This window comes from Saccharolobus solfataricus (assembly GCF_900079115.1).
In the GTDB taxonomy this organism is placed as follows: domain Archaea; phylum Thermoproteota; class Thermoprotei_A; order Sulfolobales; family Sulfolobaceae; genus Saccharolobus; species Saccharolobus solfataricus.
On sequence record NZ_LT549890.1, the window covers coordinates 1514931 to 1531290 of the forward strand.

At 35.6% G+C, this 16360-nt stretch carries 13 protein-coding genes and 1 pseudogene; 7 read left to right on the forward strand and 7 right to left on the reverse strand.

What is annotated here, in order from left to right; translation table 11 throughout:
- Position 1: 1 nt before the first annotated feature.
- Genes nrfD through SSOP1_RS08180 form a run of 3 tightly spaced genes read right to left on the reverse strand, consistent with a single transcriptional unit; the run spans position 2 to position 5118 of the window.
- Positions 2-1297, reverse strand: coding sequence for an NrfD/PsrC family molybdoenzyme membrane anchor subunit (gene nrfD / locus SSOP1_RS08170; RefSeq protein WP_010923479.1), 1296 nt, complete (start codon positions 1295-1297; stop codon positions 2-4).
- Positions 1294-1980 carry a 4Fe-4S dicluster domain-containing protein gene (locus SSOP1_RS08175; RefSeq protein ID WP_010923480.1) on the reverse strand — a complete coding sequence of 229 codons (687 nt, stop codon included), beginning with the start codon at positions 1978-1980 and terminating at the stop codon, positions 1294-1296. The genes nrfD and SSOP1_RS08175 overlap by 4 nt, the downstream gene beginning before the upstream one ends.
- 6 nt (positions 1981-1986) lie before the next feature.
- Positions 1987-5118 carry a molybdopterin-dependent oxidoreductase gene (locus tag SSOP1_RS08180; protein WP_231918257.1) on the reverse strand — a complete coding sequence of 1044 codons (3132 nt, stop codon included), beginning with the start codon at positions 5116-5118 and terminating at the stop codon, positions 1987-1989.
- A gap of 296 nt (positions 5119-5414) precedes the next feature.
- Between SSOP1_RS08180 and SSOP1_RS08185 the strand changes: the two genes are divergently transcribed.
- The 3 genes from SSOP1_RS08185 to SSOP1_RS08195 all read left to right on the forward strand — a co-directional run bounded on the left by SSOP1_RS08185 (position 5415) and on the right by SSOP1_RS08195 (position 9845).
- Positions 5415-7301, forward strand: coding sequence for a 4Fe-4S binding protein (locus SSOP1_RS08185; protein ID WP_010923482.1), 1887 nt, complete (start codon positions 5415-5417; stop codon positions 7299-7301).
- Between the two features lie 22 nt (positions 7302-7323).
- The gene (locus SSOP1_RS08190) at positions 7324-8217 is read left to right on the forward strand and encodes a DUF973 family protein (RefSeq protein ID WP_010923483.1); all 894 of its coding nucleotides are present in this window, start codon (positions 7324-7326) and stop codon (positions 8215-8217) included.
- Between the two features lie 128 nt (positions 8218-8345).
- Entirely contained in the window at positions 8346-9845 is a 1500-nt protein-coding gene (locus SSOP1_RS08195; protein ID WP_010923484.1) for a hypothetical protein, read from the forward strand.
- 26 nt (positions 9846-9871) lie between these two features.
- Here the strand turns inward: SSOP1_RS08195 and SSOP1_RS17655 are convergent, their stop codons facing one another.
- From SSOP1_RS17655 to SSOP1_RS08210, 3 genes are all read right to left on the reverse strand, one after another.
- Positions 9872-10075 carry a hypothetical protein gene (locus SSOP1_RS17655; protein ID WP_048054233.1) on the reverse strand — a complete coding sequence of 68 codons (204 nt, stop codon included), beginning with the start codon at positions 10073-10075 and terminating at the stop codon, positions 9872-9874.
- 99 nt (positions 10076-10174) lie between these two features.
- Complete coding sequence (locus SSOP1_RS08205) at positions 10175-11026, reverse strand: hypothetical protein (RefSeq protein WP_010923485.1); 852 nt, start codon at positions 11024-11026, stop codon at positions 10175-10177.
- Positions 11027-11204: 178 nt separating this feature from the next.
- On the reverse strand, positions 11205-12116 hold the full coding sequence (locus SSOP1_RS08210) for a hypothetical protein (protein ID WP_010923486.1): 912 nt from the start codon (positions 12114-12116) through the stop codon (positions 11205-11207).
- Between the two features lie 305 nt (positions 12117-12421).
- Here SSOP1_RS08210 and SSOP1_RS16395 point away from each other — a divergent pair.
- The 4 genes and pseudogenes from SSOP1_RS16395 to SSOP1_RS08230 all read left to right on the forward strand — a co-directional run.
- Positions 12422-12830: pseudogene (locus tag SSOP1_RS16395) on the forward strand (transposase); the annotation flags it as partial.
- A gap of 134 nt (positions 12831-12964) precedes the next feature.
- Positions 12965-13318, forward strand: coding sequence for a GntR family transcriptional regulator (locus SSOP1_RS08220; RefSeq protein ID WP_010923489.1), 354 nt, complete (start codon positions 12965-12967; stop codon positions 13316-13318).
- A 5-nt stretch (positions 13319-13323) separates the two neighbouring features.
- Entirely contained in the window at positions 13324-14358 is a 1035-nt protein-coding gene (locus tag SSOP1_RS08225; RefSeq protein ID WP_048054334.1) for a DUF1648 domain-containing protein, read from the forward strand.
- Positions 14359-14364: 6 nt separating this feature from the next.
- Positions 14365-15063 carry a hypothetical protein gene (locus tag SSOP1_RS08230; protein WP_010923491.1) on the forward strand — a complete coding sequence of 233 codons (699 nt, stop codon included), beginning with the start codon at positions 14365-14367 and terminating at the stop codon, positions 15061-15063.
- Here SSOP1_RS08230 and SSOP1_RS08235 read toward each other — a convergent pair.
- Positions 15033-16340 (reverse strand): MFS transporter, encoded by a 1308-nt coding sequence (locus tag SSOP1_RS08235; protein ID WP_010923492.1) that lies wholly within the window; start codon positions 16338-16340, stop codon positions 15033-15035. The two genes, SSOP1_RS08230 and SSOP1_RS08235, sit on opposite strands and share 31 nt — an antisense overlap.
- Positions 16341-16360: the final 20 nt, after the last annotated feature.

The following is a 16360-nucleotide window of genomic DNA, read 5'->3' on the forward strand; positions in this document are numbered from 1 at the left end:
TTCACTTGAATATAAGGTGTCTTGGCTTTTCATCTTCTTCTAATGGTAATAGTATTACGCCCAATGTGTAAATCCCAAGTAATAGTAGTACTGAGCCAATGAAGAACACTATATCGTAGAACGATATATTAAATGGCAGGTGCGTCCACGATGGACCGTTATTGAAAATGCTGCGCAATTCGTAAACCCAGTTGGAATTTGATGGAGATATTGGTGAGACTGAATAATACCACGTTATTGATTGAGGTATAATATCAGCAATCGTAATTATCGAGAACATTCCAAGTAATGTGAATATCGAAGATGTTACTAACATATGGCTACTTCCCCTCTTATATACAAGCCCGTAAAGGATTATTGGAATTATCACACCAACTAGTACTCCACCTATTAGAAAGACTACACTATATGGCCCAGAAATCATAAGCTCTGCCCAAGCTGAAGTTTGCTGATTCGTTGCTGTTAACCATAACCACCACAGTAGTGAAAAACCTACTGCTATCGTAGCTAATACACCGTCTCTTCCTAGTATTTTATACATTTCATGTATACTCAAACTATTCGGATCTTCTTTAACTTTTCTAAATCTATTATATAACGGAGTCATAAATGATAACATCGCAATACCGGAATAGAATGATAATATGACGAATAACATTGACATGAATGGACCGAACTCGTAGACCCATGTTGATAAGTAGCCGAATACTGAGCCTAAGTTCGCATCCAGTATTAACTCCATTAGTATTGCATAGCCAACTATTAATATCAATACTGATTTAGATGATAGCCAAGCCAAGAGTCTACTAATAGGGTCCTTATATTCCCTTCTCTTCTCCCCTATTAATGCTAGTATTTCTAGAATTATACCAATACCCACAAGTGCGTACAATAAACCGTTCCAAGCTATTCTTGAGGTATCTCTAAAGCTCGTGTAAATATAGACAGCTTCTCCAGGCTTATAAGTTGATGCAAAGACCATAATCCAGCCCGGTATTAGTACAGTTAGTGCTATCCACTCGTTTCTTAATGAGATATTCTTAAACGGATTCTTTTCTGGATGATTCTTATTAAACAGTTCATATAGTGAATTGTAAGTGCTAACGCCAGTACCTATAACTCCGAAAAACATATAGCCAATTACTAAAAGTCCCCAAGGTATTGGCTCGTCATTAGGCTCAGTAAATGTCACTAGGCCATTAGCCCATGACATGGGATTAAAGCTCATACCGTAAAGTAATATCCCTCCTCCAATTATTATGAATATTATAGTCCAAGCTAATAGGAATTTATTCATGAGTTACCACCTCCTCCCCTACCCAACTGCCTATTAAACACGTAAAAAACTTTAGGTTGAACGTTTAATTCCGGATTCAACACTACTGCTTGCCCAGTATTAACTAATATACTAACCTCACTATTAGGATCATCAAGACACCCAAATACTCTGGCATGACCCGGACAAGTTCTTACACATGCAGGAGTATAAGTGCCTTCTGGGGCTGTACCGTAGCAGAAAGTACATTTATCTACGTGAGGAACCACGTGAATTGAATTCAATCCAAAATACTCCTTGGACTTCTCAATATCCTCGTAAGTGTAGAAGTATCTAGCACCATATGGACATGCCTCAACACAGTAAAGACATCCCATACATTTATACTCGTCAACCACTACAATACCTCCAGCAACAATTTGGGTAGCGCCAGTTGGACATACATAATAACATGGCGGGTTTTCACATTGCATACACAATCTAGGTACGAAGACTCTCTGAGTGTTGGGATATTCTCCTAATTCTAGATCTTCAACATGAGTTCTAAATAGACCTCGCCAGAATGGCGTTTGATTCTCTATTGTACACGCAGCAACACAAGCATCACAGCCTAGACATTGGTCTACCTTAACCACGAATCCCCAGTGTTTACAAGGTTGAGTATTCCCAAATTGTATATATGGGTTTGAAACTTGTGTGGACATGAGGGATCACCCTAATGTGGAAACATTACCGTATGAGACGTATTGTTGCCAATCATTTTGAGAAGCGGAATTGTTAGGAGTGGTAACTTTAGCCTGCTGTGAAGGTAATGTGTCTGGAGTTTGCACACTTGCCAATTGTGTTGCAGCTTGAATCTCATCAGACGTCGCTTTTCTAACCCTAACAGTGAATTGCTCATTCATGTGATAACCACCTAAAGGATTTCTACCTGGTGCCCACATTACTGATACTGGCTGATTGCCAAACTCGTTTACAGCTTTGGTTGCAGTAGTTAATGCTGGGTTCCTTTGACCAAAAGGCTCTGGTACTCCTATTGTATCTGGTCTTATCCACTGAGTCAAATGGGCCCTAACAATTAGTTTAGGTATGCTACCATCTGGGTTTGGTAATTTCCATCTTTCGATAGCGATCCAATCTCCTTCGTTAATTCCTAATTGTGCTGCAGTAGTTGGATTTATCCAAGCCCTCATTAAGATATCTTTATGATAACTATTAGAAGTAATAGCCATCAACAGCGGATTGTCAGCGCTAGACGTGTAAGCGAATTGTGGGATCTTATACTCTATGAAGAAGAGTTCTGGTGGTGTTGGTTTAAACGTTGGATAGTTATATGGTGTTGGTGGTGAGAGATAAACGCCATCTTCAACTGCATAACCTCCATTCCAATTTGGTGGTATTTCAGCTATTATTGGATCCCATACTGGGTCATATCCATAATTCTGTATAACGTAATAGTATAATATAGTTGAATATATCTCAATTCTACCAGTTGGAGTTGCAGCTGGTAAGTCCCATGGTATTCTTTCATGGTTTGCAAAATAATCATCAACAGTCTTAATTACAATCACACCATTATTTCTTAAGGTTTGCAATATTTGCTCTTTAGGCATGTTTAGTTCCTCTGACAATACGCTAAGTTGAGCCTCTCTCCACGCTTTAGCTGTGAAACTACCCCATTGTGGATAACCGTTATTCTTCATTAAATATTGTTGATAATTGGGCATCTCTTGTTGTATAACTGACTTTAATATATCTAAAGGTACCCCAGCGAACCTAGCCATCCATTGTATATAGGCGTCTCCAGCTTGTGGATTTAACATGTACGCAAACATTATGAATAAATCCAAACCATTTGCGGTATTAGGCCATAACACTGGTATTGTTTGCCATCTGCCCCTAATTGCCCTATCCATGGCTGGGCCATCATCCCAGAAGAATTCATCTCTTTCTAGATAAGTTACATCCGGTAAAATCACATCTGCATATAAACTAGCCTCTGTCGGTAGTATATCTATCATAATGTAGAATGTGGTCTCCAACACTTGTTTATACTCATCCCATTTGAAGTTAAATGGTGAACCTCCATAGGACATTGCAACTTTAGGTTTATAGGGTTGGCCATTCCAAGTAACTTGTCCCTTAATTGCGGCATATGATCCCGATTCTTCAAATAACGTATAAGCTCCAGCTGGTTTCTTCCCTTGTTGCTTTAGAACTTGATTATAGGCATAGCTAAGTGCTGGAACACCAGTTATCCAGAATGAAGGGTTGTTATAAACATATATGATAGGAAACATGGCGAAGAAAGCTCCTGGTAATTCATTGACTGGTAGTTGTTCCAATACCTCAGGCCTTTGTAATAATATACCAGGCTTCGTCTTCCCACTACTGACCATGTTATTATAAGCATTTACCACTTTCTTAATACCTTCTCTATAAACTGCAGAGTACACCCAACCTCCTCTAATGTCTATGTTACCAGTTAACGCCATTATAGTTGCGTAAGCTTTTCTAAATTGTACAGCTTGATCGTTGAAGAAACCTTTTAACCCGGTAATTATCGTCATTGGTTTCATTGTTGCAATTCTAAATGCTAACTCTTGAAGTTGTGATAGGGGAACGTCTGCAACTTGAGCCGCGTATTCGAGCGTATAATTACTAACTTTTTGTGCTAGGAATTGGAATACTGTTTGTACTTGTTTACCATTATAAGTTAAACCTTGAGGAGCGTTTAATGCTGGCTTGATAAAATTACCATTAACGTCGTATTTATTAGTATTTGTAAACGGTGGTACCTCTATAATTTGCCCACTTATCTCATCGTAAACGTAATATGCCTTTACAGTACCATCATCATAATCTTCCTCTAGTAATTTAACAACATCGTTTTCTTTATAGGCTAAGAAGGGAGCATTAGTGTAATACCTTACAAACTCGTCATCATAATAGTTATTTTGGATTAAGTAGTTAATAATAGCCATGGCAATATAAAGATCAGAACCAGGTTTTGCTGGAATCCATAGATTAGCCTTAGATGCGGCTTCAGACATCCTGGGATCGATTGCTATAACATACGCACCGTTTTCTATACCTTTTGCATACCTTATTGCCCTATTTACGAATATTCCTGCAGGGATTCCACTGGTACCCCACGCAACTATTAAAGAAGAATACGTCATATCATCCATCATATCAGTGGCATGTAGATCGAATCCACCTATTACGAAACCTATTGGCACTTGATCACTAAATAAGCACGTTTGCATCGGAGTACCATTTATATTAGGTATTTGTGTACCTAGAGTAAACGGAATGAAATAGGGCTTATAATTTGCACATGGTATTCCACCCCCAATTAAAAGGAATTCGTATGGTTGTGGATTCAATTGTTTTATGTTCTGCATTATGTAATTAATTGTCTCCTCCCAAGTGGCCTCTCTAAAACTCCAAGTACCTTTTGGACCAGTTCTAATTAGTGGTGTCTTAAGCCTATCTACATTGTAAGTTCTGAAAATCCCAGCTCTTCCTCTAGGGCAAACTTTACCCTCATTTAGAGGTGAAAGGGGATTACCATCGATTTCGAGAGCTCTCATATAACCATTTATATATTCAGTTTCCACTAAAATGTCACAAGTTGACGAACAAAACGCGCATATACTGGGTACATAGGAATACTGCCAACCCGGTTGTAACTCTTCATCATTTACGGCATCCCGTGTGACGAATATGTTAAAATTATATTTTGATGCAAAATAACCAAGCCCCATTACAAGACCGGCTGCGGCAGAAGCTTTCAAGAAGTCCCTTCTATTCAGTCTAAGACCTTTATTTTCTACCATTATGTTACTATCGTAGTTCATACTTAAAAATTTTTAGAAAAAATGAGAAAAACGATAATTACAATAATTAAATAAGACCATTAGATCGAAAATTCTTAAAAAATTGAATTATCTATATAAATTAAATTTCATATAAAAGATTAAATTGATCAGACGTCATTAATGTAGGAAATTTAATTCATACATTAGATTTATTTTGATGCTAAATTGCTTAAAAGTGAAAAATAGTACTATAATATTATTTTTCCAATGTTATTTCAAGTAAAACTTAAATTTTTGAAACTTGAATAGACCATATGGAATATGAGACTATACTCAAGTTGTTCTCTCTTGTTTACATTATTATAATGATGACAATTGATTTTTGGATATTTGGTTTGATTTTAAGAAGAGAATACGTAAGGGTTAAGGGTTTGTTAATAATTCTTTCGATAGTATTGATGATGGGTTTGGAAAGTTTAGCGTTAGCTCAGCTTAATGTATTACTTTTCATATCTGGAATGCTTCTAGTATTGATACCTCTGTTTATATCATTCCTAATAAAGGACCATAGTATTAACGTTAATAGAAATTGGAAATATGGGTTATTATTATCATCGGTTATAGTTTTCGATGAGTTAGCAATGGGTTATCTTTATGGTAATTACTTCACTCCCTTACCTAATCCTTTACTTACCGCGATTAATAATCCAGCCTATGGTGCCATGATGTTAGGTGATGCGATTTTCTTCCTCTATATATTGAGGAGAAGAAGCATTATGGAGTTCGCTATAACCACATTTGCCATTTCCATGGCTTTCATGCCCTCCCTTTATTTGATGGATAGAATGCTTGAGTTCATAATGTCAATTTTGACCTCACTTTTTATGATAGTAAACATCGTGTTGTTATACTTAACAGAAATGAGAATGTTAACATTTCAAGGACAATTAGTTGCGATCTCTCTATCCTTGTTCAATCTCCTAATGATGCTCGGTTTAACCTTTTTTGCTTCACTTAGCAACTTATATTTCCTTACCCTATCTATGATTGCGTCAATGGTTTGGTACTTCTTTTTGATATTTTACAATGTTCCTGCTAAGAAAATCTCACCTAAACCTTTCCTCTTCCTTGTATTAGTAAACTTAACAGAATTGGCAATGGGTTTTGGAGAGAGTGTATTAGGGTTTAATCTGACTAACTCACTCTTCGTTAATACGATGAACTGCGAGATGATGATAGGTTCACATATGATGAGATCGCCTTTCAATAATCCGTTTTGGTGGTTATTCCCAATTAATCCTTTAACAATGATTACTATGACAATAATGAAGTACAATTTACTTGGTAAACTAGTGATGGTACCATTCATGACTATAATGACAACTACCATGGCCCCATTTTACGTAATAATGATGGGCGCTGAGATGAGTTATTTAGTTTATGAGAGGTTTAAGAAAGTTAAGACAAGATATTTAAAGGCGTGGACTTTAGGTATTCTAACCGGGATACCAATATTCGTAGTTTTGATCCCTTACTATACAAACTATTATATTTTCGGAATGAGTGGTATGATATTTCCCGTGACTTTAGCACCTTTCGTAATTTCCCTAGTCGTTATTGCATTATTTTCAACATTATTTGGCAGGGGTGTTTATTGTAACCTTGTTTGTATGTCCGCTCACATGTGGTCTAATGTGTTCTATGAACAATTTTCAGCTAAGAAAAACAGTAAGTTTTGGGACTACTTGAGGTGGATTTTTCTCGTGCCATTGATCATCGCATTTTACCTTTTCGTGATGATGGGTTTAGGGAAAATTAAGCTTCCTATTGATCCCTTAGACTTTTACGGTATGTTTACGTTAAACTACATATGGTGGTTCTTTTACTTTTTAACTCCAATTTTTGGAATATATTCATGTGCTAGGCAAGGCTGGTGTGGTTTCGGCACTTTCAATGGAATATTTAACAAGGTGTTGTTTAAGATTAGGGCCAAAGACGTTAATACTTGCAAAGAATGCGTTAGTAAGGAATGTGATACTTCTTGCCCAGTTAAGATACCTATTAGTAACGATATTTTGAAAAAAGGTTATTCTAATAGGATAAGTTGTATTGTATGTGCTAGGTGTGTCGATGCTTGTGACAATGTTGAAATTGTTAATGTTGTAACTATTCTGAAAAATAGAGAAAGTAAAAGTTTTTAAATTAGTAATTAGAATATCTTATATGTCACAACAGAATACGGAATTGGAAGGAATAGGAAAATTAAGGAGCGGCTCCCTCTTTATGATACTTGCCGTGTTACTTGCCGCAATAGGAATTCTAGTAATTATATCTGCAGGTATGCTCGGTGGTATGTTTTCCGCTGCGAGCGGTAACGTTAGCGGAGTAATCGCCAGTGGTATTGGCCTTTTAGTAGGAATTGCTATAGTAATACTAATTGGCGCTATTATAGGGCTAATAGGTATATTGAGAATAAGGAGTGGTTTCGGTATTTTGAAAAGCCTAGGTAGAGATGTAGGAATAGGTGAAATTGGAACTACCCTCTATCTAGTGGGACTAATTATTATCATTATTGGAGCATTGCTTACAATTGTATTGATAGGATTCCCAATATTGATTTTAGGAGAAATAATAGCGCTGATTGGTGGGATATTAATTGGTATAGGGTTTTACAAGGTTGGTGAAATATATAATGAGGGATTAGTTAAGATTGGTGGGATATTAATAGTAATACCCATAGATCTTATTAATTTCGTCGGCTTTATTTTGGCATATGTAGGTCTAGGTAAAGTAAGACCGTTACCAACTGTTGCACAGCAACCTTTAGTTCCCCAAGTTTATCAAGTGGGTCAAGGGACTATAAGGAATAATGGCTATGCTTATATTACATTATACTCATCAACCCCAGCTAGCATTATATCTGCGAAAATTGAGGGTGCGAATATTATGTCAAGTGCAATAAATCCTACTGTATTGCAAATCGGTAATAATGAGGTAACAATATTCTTTGGAAATGTTCAATCATTAGCTCCAAATACTACTTACATTATAACACTAACGATAAACATTGGAGGGAATATAATTAACATATCTACAACAGCCGTTTATCAACCATAATTTAATAAATAAGTGGAATTTTTAATTTTTTACGTAATGAATTCCTGATACAAATCCCTTTAGCCAATCTCTTTCAATATGATATTTGGATAAAGCTTATTAAATCAGCACATGAAATTGCTATAGCCATGAGACCTAAAATGTTACTCTTAATTCCTATACTCCTTTCCCTACCAACACTTGCTCTTGCTGCTAACTCTTCATCACCTTCACTCTACGTAATGTATCAACAATATTCATCAACACTCCAGATTACCCCATCTCATATAACGTACAAATACTCGTCAAGTTTTTATAACACTACAACGTCCTCAACCAATGACGAGAGGACAATAAAATACAATAGTAACTCATTTAATGTAAATGTAGGTCCCTTAACTAATTATACGGGAAAAGTAAGCGTAAATGTAAGCCCGTTCAGTATAAGTATTACATCACAAATACCGCAATTAGCTAGAGTGTTACTAATTGAACCAGGGTTAATAGAAGAGGTAGTATGGGCTGGTTTTACAAATACTACAACCACGGTGAAGGGACTGACGTATTTTAACAATACTGCAACTCTAGTATTACAGTTCCTAAATGGTAGTAATTTCGCCAATATAACATTTACAATATCACACACTCAAACAACGTATCAAAAGGCGTTAACGCTATTATTACATAAGGTTAACTTAACGATGACTGGAGAATATCAGCTTACTTTAACTATACAAGGAACACAACCGCAGAGGTATAGTAAGATGGAGTTCAATTATGAAGGGATAAGGGCTCAAGCACCTTACAATACTTCAATAGCCTATTATAATGGGACCTACGTTCCCGCAATGATATGGAGTAGTAAAGCCAGTGGACTTTTGGCTACTGAGCTTACGAATTTACAAGGTATTGTGGAGTTCACTGATATTGAATTCTTTGGTGTAAATGGTAGTGTTGTAGGATCTCTGGATAATACTTTCTCCTCAATCTACTTTACTCATCAAGGTTTTATATTAAACATAACGTATAATAGTTTAAATTCTAGAATAAAAATTGTTATTAATCCAAATGCAGAGTACGCTAAAGCCTCAGTAGCTACTACTGTCTTAGTCAACGGAAATCCTGCAGTTGTAGTTATTACTGATCAAGGAGTAGAGAGTACTGCAACTGTTAACTTATACCACAAGGTTATGGTATTTGGCCCAACAACCCTAATTTACGTTAATACTACATCCAGTGGAGCATATATTACCATATTCCCTAATGGATCTTACGAGTATGTAAGCCAAGTAGAGCCTAGTGTTACAGTTTCAAATATTACTTTAGGAGGAAAAACCTATACTACACAGATCGTTAACATTAACAATAGTTCAAATTACGTGATATTTAACGTTAGTATGGCAAAGAATGAGACGTTTGCCGTTTTTAAACAAGGTAGTAATGGAATGGTTGAATTGAATCCAAATAATTATTTTATCTATAACGGAAAGATTGTGGTGTTTGACGATCCTTCAATGACTTATTACATAGTATATGGATATCAACCATCTTCTCAGTCATTTAGTATCTCCAGTAATCTACTTCTTCCCATAATTATTGCGATAGTATTTATAGTAGTTGTAGCGATATTAGCATTAAGGAGAAGATAATTTTTATTTCCTATTTATTATGAATTTTAGTCATAACAGATTTGGATCGTATTTAAAGATTTGGGATTACATCTCTCATCTGGTGGGCAGTCGAGTGGATCAGAGATCCACTCCCATTCGAATAGGGGACTTTCATCCATAACGTCTAGTCCCTTAAGAGATACTAGATACTCCTCCCACAGTCCCATTAAGCCCTCAATCGAGCTGGGGAGGAGCATCATTAACATCACTAAAAGAATTTCAGAAAAAAGGATTATTTAAATATAAGGGGGCTATCCATCCCCGCTGGCGAGGCTTTCCGCCCCTTAACCTCCAATTTTTGTAAAGCATTAAGCTAATGTATACAAGGTATCAATTAGATCCTCCATCTTCACTGAATACACTTCCATCTTACCTTGTCCTTTGGCGGAAATTATCAGAGATAATGCCTCAAAACCCGCTTTTACATTACTATCGGATCTGCAAATCGCCCTTTTCATGTCCTTATTTTGAACTATAATGTTACAATTTACTTTACCAAAGTTTACCTTAATGAGACCTAAATCTAGCTGAGATACCATCTCGTTAATCTTACTTAATATACTAGTAGCATCTCCACTGAACTCAAATAATGGTGTTAGCGATAATCCTTGTGTCGTTTTTTCTTTATCAGTTTCTTTATTAGTTAAACTCCTAATAATGTCTCCATATAATGATGGGAAATATACTCTTGCGTAAGTTGCGAAATGGTCTTCTACTATATGCTTTGCGAAATCAACGGCTGACTTTCCTAACATTTTATCTAATAGCGAATCGTTATACTTTACATTCGTCGCAACGTATAGCCTTGTCTGAGTATCTCCTAAACTTTTTGGCATAAATTCTATTGTAAACTCCAATTTTCCATCATCAGACATACCAGAATATTTTATGCTTTGCATGGTAACTTTCGGCCCATTGAAAATCCCCTCAGTGTATTTGAAGTCTTTATTGGTTCTCAATAATATGTACAGAGCTATGAACTCGTCTGTGGGTGCTGATAATTCCCTAATTCTATCTCCCATGATATACTCATCCTTTTGTTTATCCTTAAATTTTAAAATGGAAATATGTCCACTAACTCCACTAATAAACAGAGGATCCATAAGGAATTTTCTCACGATCCAAATAGGGGAATTTAATGTCAATTCTGTGCTGTACATTCATGGTCATCACAACTTCTTAATATGTCTATTTAAATCTTTTCCAGTTTAGTTTTCGACTTATTTTTAATTTTTATAGAAAGTTTATCGATAAGCTATAGAGTCTTTTTCGATAGGTAGATATATATTGTTAGGAATTTATACATTTCTACCGATCTCAAATATTATGATTTTTAAATTAATATAATATAAGAAATATTATAGCAATTATTGTACTAATAGGTGTTAATATTAAGGTGGATTTCACTATGATTTCTGTGCCAAAACCATAAACTCTAGCCCAAACCACGTTTGTTATTGCTGGAGCCATAATCGCTGTTACCATAACTTGCTCGATAATTATCTTGGAAGTGATACCTAGAGAAATTAAGATAAGAAATATTAGGATTGGGCTAATAAGAATTCTTGATATATAAATTATCATGTAAGGCTTTGACGTAACATCTTTAATCCTCATTTCACCAATTACTCTTCTTATTTGATAACCGAATTCATAAAGTACTATTAAGATGAGAATCAAATTTATTGTATTAACGATGTCAACGTTTATAACTGAGCCTACAACATAATGTAAACTACCACCTATTAGAAAAGTTATTACAGGGAGATATCTTGAAAGATTTGTTCTTATTATTGAATTATTTGTAGTATTGTGTATCACGCTTATACCCTTGTTTAAATACGTAAAAATTATCATCACTATCGGTAGCCTTAATGTAGCCATCGCCACTGCAACCGTTGCAGAGATTTCATAATTCCCCCTAAACGCTAGGAGTATTGAGAAAGGTAAATTAATTGTATTCATGAAGATTGAGTTTATTAAAACAGACCCTCTACTAAATGGTTCGATTTCTCTGGTTAAGTATAAAACTATCACAAACATTAAGAAATTATAAATTACAGAGGTTAGGAAAATCTTAGCGTCACTTACCTCAAAACCCCTCTGAAGATATGTGACGAGAAATATCAAAGGTAAGTTTATCCAGTTGTTTACAAAACTTACTATTCTCACGGATAACCTATTGTGAAGGAAATACCCTAAAATTGCTGACAACACTAGAAAGAGGCCTTGAAGCTGAAATATATCCACTTTATAGGTACAATAGCAACAACTTTTATTTTTTATCTCAATAAGGCTAACGGATGTCCTTACACAATAAGAATGTGTAAAACATCAGAAAAATACCGCAATACTTCAAGTTTTAACGTAAACCATATGTAGTTCACTAAGGGGAAGTTGACTAGAAGTCATTATAACGTAGTAACATTAAACTATCCAAGAGTTCACATATACCGAATCGGAAGCGCATATAAAGAGAAGAGATAACGAAAATAGTTGAGTGTATCGAAAGTGTCATCATTAAGCTATTTATATTTATATATTGAGTATTACTTATGGATAGGAAACCCGTAACTAGCAGGATATTTCTTGCCCCTCTTGTGGTTCTCATCATGTAGTTAAGTGTGGTAGGCCTTTGGGTAGGCAGAGGTATTTGTGTAGAGATTGCGGTAGGTACTTCTTGGTGGGTGATACTTCTAATCATCATTATCATGAAAAGCCTAGGGAGGAGAATTTGAGGATGCTAACGGTATGAGTATGAGGGCTATTTCCGCTTTAAACGTTCCCTTGGATACTGTGTTCACTTTGATTAAGCATCATGGTAGAAAAAGGTATAAGAAGTTAGTCCAGTTATGGAGTAAGGCTAAGGAGTTGGTCAAAGGTAGAAGTACTGGAAAGATTGTAGTTGAGATGTGGACTTACTTGTTTACGAATACTAGGGCTTTTTATAAGTGGGAGTTTAGTGATGGTTAAGTACTCACTAGTCCTAGTATTGTGAGATAGGGCTATCCCTAAATTTATAACATAATGACGACACTATGAACACACTCAAATAGTTTCAAGTTAAACTTTTAAACTCATTCTGATATAGTTGTTATATGACAAATATAACAATTCGAATAGACCTCAACTCCAAAAAGCAGATCTACGAACAGATAGCTAATCAAATAATTGAACTAATAGCTAAGGGAGTATTAAATCCTGGAGATCCTTTACCCTCAGTTAGGGAAATGGCTGCAATGTTAAGTGTGAATATGTTAACCGTGGAGAAGGCATACAAATATCTGGAAGGTGAAGGATTTGTAACCGTTTACAAGAAGAGATTCGTAGTCAAGACTGATATAAGGGATGAGAAGTGGAAGGAATTGATGAAAGAAGCCGTTTATAGGGCTTTGGCTGGTGGCGCTAAAAGGGATGAGATTCTCTTCTTTATATCAGCTTTGTTGAGGTGAAAAACATGACACTTTTAGATATAATCATTTACGTGGAGTTCACATTTCTCTTTATCAATTTATTCCTATTACCTAACTTACAACCTCCAGATATCCTCCTTGGGGCCAGGGTAACTACGGAGTTTAAAAAGAATAAGGGCAAGGATATAGTTAATAAGTATAGATTATCCCTAATTGGTTTAACGTTGCTATCCCTTTTGCTTTATTATTTCGTAAGCTTTATTTCAGTTTTCATTTACGTTATTCTCCTTTTATTAAACGTTGTTTATTGGAGGAGGATTGTGATAAGACGTAGGGGGAGTCTACCGGTGGCTTCTTCCAGATATGCTGTAATTGACACCAAAAAGAAGGAAAGTAGAAAGTGGATAATTACTTTCATAGTAGCGTGGGGGATCTTGATATTTACATTGGTTTTTGGATCCCTAGTATACTCCTCTGCACCTAAATTACTTCCTACTCACGTTGGTCCTACTGGTACAACTTTTCTCGTTAAGACTCCATTAAACTTTTATAAGGTCGAAATAATTAATACTGTCGTTTTAGGGTTATTAACAGTACTGGGAGTCTTCATTACAAGAACTACTAACGTAATTAACCCAGCATATCCAGATAGAAGCTATTACGCATTTCTTAAATTTAAGGAAGAAGTAGGAATTATTGCAGGGATTGTTGGAGTCTTTATGACTTCACTATATACTACAATATCGCTCTTCATATGGACAATAATAAACTTAAGCGAACTTGAAGTTTTTATAATCTTTCTCATATCTATGCTCTTCACAGTTATCATAGTTTACGTGCTTAGAATTGGTATTGAAGGTGCTAGATATCTAAGAGATGTTATAGCTAATGATAACTTACTTAATGACGATAAATATTGGAAGGGAGGAATAATATATGTTAACCCAAAAGACCCGAGAATATGGGTTCCAAAAAGAAATGGTTTAGGTTACACATTAAATTTCGGTCATGGAATTTCAATTTTGATTATCCTAGCCGTAGTTTTTGCTGTAATAACTACAATAATCCTTGTTAGGTGATGGAGAATGAGCTTTGATCCAATATATTTCCTAACTCCCATAATAGTGATGGTGTTCTCTTTCGGAATGGTATATAAGCTAGTTAAGTCTATCAAAGTATTAATGTTTTCTGCACTAGCTTATTTCATAGCTATCGTATTAAAGGTTTTAGTACAATTTTTTACCTTAGGTTATTTAGCATCAATTAATAGTTTAGCAGTTTTAGGTTTATATTATGGGTTGCAAACTTCCATATTTGAAGTCGGTCTAGCTTACGTCTTTGCACTATTGGGGAAGTTAAAGAATGGTTGGGGTTATGGAGTGTCTTTAGCGATGTGGGAAAACGGAGTATTAATATCAATACCCACGCTCTTTATATACATAGCCTATTACTTTTTTCCGTTAATACTATCTACTCCCTCACAACTAGAATATCCAATTACACAAGCACTACCACTCATCGGGCTTAGCATACTTGAAAGGGTCTCGTCACTTCTAATTCATTCATCATGGGGATATCTCTCAGTATTAAGCGTTATTACGGGGAGAAAAAGATTGATCTTAGTGGCTTTTCCAATGGGTTTCGTGGACTTTCTAGTACCATTCGAGAAGTACCTCGGAATATTGACATTTGAGTTTATTTTCTTCTGTATTGGATTAATTTGTTTAGTTATGGCTTGGTCTTTGGGAAAATATTATCGTTCAACCTCCTCTAAGGATACGTAATTCGTATCTATACCTTTAAAGTACCATATTATTGTAGCAATACCTCCAATTAGCCACAGTATCGTGTTATACAATATGTAATTAGTTAAATTAAAGGATTGAGTAACATAAGTTGAGATCGCATATGCGGTAATTGGAACGAGCCTAATTAGGCCTATCATGAACGCCCTCAACTTCTTTGGCATTAACACAGGTTCGTATATCGTCCTAATTGCCCAGCTAAATTCACTAAACAACATATTGACAATTAGTAATGAGTAAAACATTCCGAAGTTGAAGTTAGTGGTTAGGTATAGAATTGGAATCATACTAAGACTACCTCCCACATATGATATTAACGCGAAGATTCTGGTCCTTATCTTGTTCGCAATATACGCTGCTATAAAACCAGAAATTGAAGCCCCTAAATTTGCTATGAAGATAATGAAAGGGGTTTGTGACGAGGAGAAATAATAGTCTGCGACCACAAATGCCATTAAGCCATAGGTTAAATATTGAGAAAGTCCTATTATAGCTAGAAATGCGTATCTAGAACCTAAACTTAGCTTTTTGTTCACATTAACTTCTTTTGCTTCTGTTGTACCGTCTTTTACAACCTTGCTAGCCTCAATTTTTGCCTTATTTATATCTCCTTTAGTTGCCAACCATCTTACAGATTCTGGTAACAATAGCCTTATTATCACTGCCGTAACAATGCCCAATATTGCGACAACGGTAAGGGCTAAGAGTTCTATTATGAAAGAATTTGAAAGGCTATACGTTAAATACCCAACTAGAGCAGCTACCATTGCGCCAATATTGTCGAAATTTGGAGCCAATACTAACATCATATCTCTGTATTTGAGAGGCATCATCTCTGCAGTATATGATAGCATCACTGGGACTTCACCCTCAACTCCAAATATTCCTAAAACTATTCCTAAGATTATTAGAATTAATGAAGGGAATTTTGCTAGATTATCTGTACTGAAACCAGCTAAGACTGACGCTAAAACTAGTAATATGGTTCCAACAGAATATAGTGACATTGTAATGAAGAAGGTGGTCTTCCTACCCAACTTCTTATCTGAAAATAATGAAAGTGCTAAGTTACCTGCTAGTGTTGCAAATGTTGGGGTTAGTAGGAATAATACACTATTTATATTAGGATAAATTAAGGGAGCAATAGAAGCAATTACTCCCCACATGAAGTAACCTATTGCAAGTGAGGCAAACATTAGCGAATGTATTGAAGTCCACTTTGCCGTATCGATTAGTCTCTCAATACTCTTCTCCATATGTAAAAATGATAATTAGT

Coding starts and splice junctions, on each gene's coding strand:
- SSOP1_RS08235 (WP_010923492.1), bottom strand. CDS start 16,340: ATGGAGAAGAGTATTGAGAGACTAATCGATACGGCAAAGTGGACTTCA.
- SSOP1_RS08220 (WP_010923489.1), top strand. CDS start 12,965: ATGACAAATATAACAATTCGAATAGACCTCAACTCCAAAAAGCAGATC.
- nrfD (WP_010923479.1), bottom strand. CDS start 1,297: ATGAATAAATTCCTATTAGCTTGGACTATAATATTCATAATAATTGGA.
- SSOP1_RS08230 (WP_010923491.1), top strand. CDS start 14,365: ATGAGCTTTGATCCAATATATTTCCTAACTCCCATAATAGTGATGGTG.
- SSOP1_RS08175 (WP_010923480.1), bottom strand. CDS start 1,980: ATGTCCACACAAGTTTCAAACCCATATATACAATTTGGGAATACTCAA.
- SSOP1_RS08185 (WP_010923482.1), top strand. CDS start 5,415: ATGGAATATGAGACTATACTCAAGTTGTTCTCTCTTGTTTACATTATT.
- SSOP1_RS08190 (WP_010923483.1), top strand. CDS start 7,324: ATGTCACAACAGAATACGGAATTGGAAGGAATAGGAAAATTAAGGAGC.
- SSOP1_RS08195 (WP_010923484.1), top strand. CDS start 8,346: ATGAGACCTAAAATGTTACTCTTAATTCCTATACTCCTTTCCCTACCA.
- SSOP1_RS08205 (WP_010923485.1), bottom strand. CDS start 11,026: ATGTACAGCACAGAATTGACATTAAATTCCCCTATTTGGATCGTGAGA.
- SSOP1_RS08180 (WP_231918257.1), bottom strand. CDS start 5,118: ATGGTAGAAAATAAAGGTCTTAGACTGAATAGAAGGGACTTCTTGAAA.
- SSOP1_RS08225 (WP_048054334.1), top strand. CDS start 13,324: ATGACACTTTTAGATATAATCATTTACGTGGAGTTCACATTTCTCTTT.